This is a genomic window from Chryseobacterium sp. VD8, assembly GCF_037149975.1.
GTDB classification, from domain to species: domain Bacteria; phylum Bacteroidota; class Bacteroidia; order Flavobacteriales; family Weeksellaceae; genus Chryseobacterium; species Chryseobacterium indicum.
Window position 1 is genome coordinate 1 of the sequence record NZ_JBBCQL010000398.1, and the last position, 1,790, is coordinate 1,790.

Annotated in this window: 2 protein-coding genes; both read left to right on the forward strand. The window is 35.1% G+C overall.

Annotated features, from left to right (window positions below; translation table 11 throughout):
- Window positions 1-1,038 (forward strand): RagB/SusD family nutrient uptake outer membrane protein (locus WFK35_RS22575; protein WP_336734866.1); only part of this gene is annotated, 1,038 nt, incomplete at its 5' end.
- Window positions 1,028-1,790, forward strand: a 763-nt coding sequence (locus tag WFK35_RS22580) for a hypothetical protein (protein WP_336734868.1), incomplete at its 3' end; no start/stop codon positions are given. The genes WFK35_RS22575 and WFK35_RS22580, both read left to right, overlap by 11 nt.

Here is a 1,790-nt window from a genome sequence, read left to right on the forward strand (position 1 = left end):
TCATCTTTTAAACATATTTATACAGCTAATGCTATTATTGAAGGTGTTGATAAATCTAACGGGATTTCAATGTCCGACAAAAAGTATTTGAAGGGAGAAGCTTTATTTATTAGAACGTTAATGTTTTTTTATTTGAACCAACTTTGGGGGGATATTCCATATCCTGAAACAACGGATTACACAATAAATCAGATTTTAAATAAAACACCTTCAAATGATGCATTGAAAAAAATGGTAGAAGATCTTCAACAGGTCCTGACACTATTGCAGGATGACTATCGAAATGCTGAACGGATATATGCCAATAAAATGACAGCAAGGCTTCTACTGGCAAAGATCTATATGGCACAGAAAAATTGGAATCAGGCAGAACAATTGTTAAAAGAAATTACCCAATCTTCGCTTTATCAAATAGAAACCGATATAACAAAAGTATTTCAAAAGTCAGGTAAACACATTCTTTGGCAATTAAAACCTATTAATAATGCTTCTCTGAAACAGGCTACCTTATACTATTTCTCAAATGCAAAGCCTAGTTCTTATGCGTTGAATATGAATCTCGTAAACTCCTTCAACTCTAATGACCTAAGAAAACAGCACTGGATGGCGTCAGTATCCTATAATGGATCAATATGGTATAGAGCTGAAAAATACAAAAATCGCGATAATACAAATGCTAATGAGTATTCTATCATATTCAGGGTGGAAGAAGCTTATCTTTTATTGTCAGAATCTTTGGCTCAGCAGAGTAAACTCACCGAAGGGCTTATTTATTTAAATTCGATAAGACAAAGGGCAGGTTTAGCGGCATTAACCAACTTAAGCCAAGCTGATCTCCTTAATGAAATCCTTTTGGAAGATAGACGTGAATTCTTTACTGAAACAGGACATAGGTTTCTTGATCTGAAGAGAATGGATAAACTCAATTTATTGTCAACTGCAAAGCCTAACTGGAAGGATTTTCATAAACTTTGGCCGATCCCCCAAAATGAAATTCTCCTCAATCTAAATCTCAAACCTCAGAATAATGGCTATTAAGATCAAATATTTACTGGTTTCCATAATTCTTAACGGCTTCATATTTATACCTGCTCAACAGCAGGGGGATACCTTAACCCAATGGAAGGCAAAATTTGCAACATTGGGCGGGGTTCCCAAGATTTCATCTGAAGGAACATGGATAGGAATCAATAAGCAGTATAAACTTGGTGGTGATTCGGCTTATGTTGTTAGCACAAAGGACAAGACAATACATAAAATTGTATCGACGGGAGTTTTGGACTTTCTTAATGAAGAAGGGGTTTTTGGGAGAAAAGCCGATCAATTACAGTTTCTGAACCTTAAGACTGGTAAAATATACCAATATAATAATGCCAGCAATTATTATCGGCTGGATAATTTAAATAGATATGCCATTTACTCCAGAGATAAGCACCTTATTTTTTATGATCTGACGGGCAATCAGCTACAGGAAATGGCAGACATTGATGGTCTTATGGCAACAGACTCAAAAAGTAAGCTATATGTTGTAAGGCAGAGTGAAGGAAAAGCCAAGATCCTTGAAACAACGGGTAAAAGACAAGAAATTGTATATTCAACAGAAAATCGAATATCAAAGATCGAACTTACGCCATCAGGCAAACAGCTACTCATTACAGAAGTTCAGATTCAGAAAGGACATAATCAATTGACTATACTCGATTCAGAACATGACTATAAAAAGGTAATTCAATTAAACGTTCCAAGCAAATCAGAATTAAGTTTGACGGAAATTCAAAATGGAAAGTACT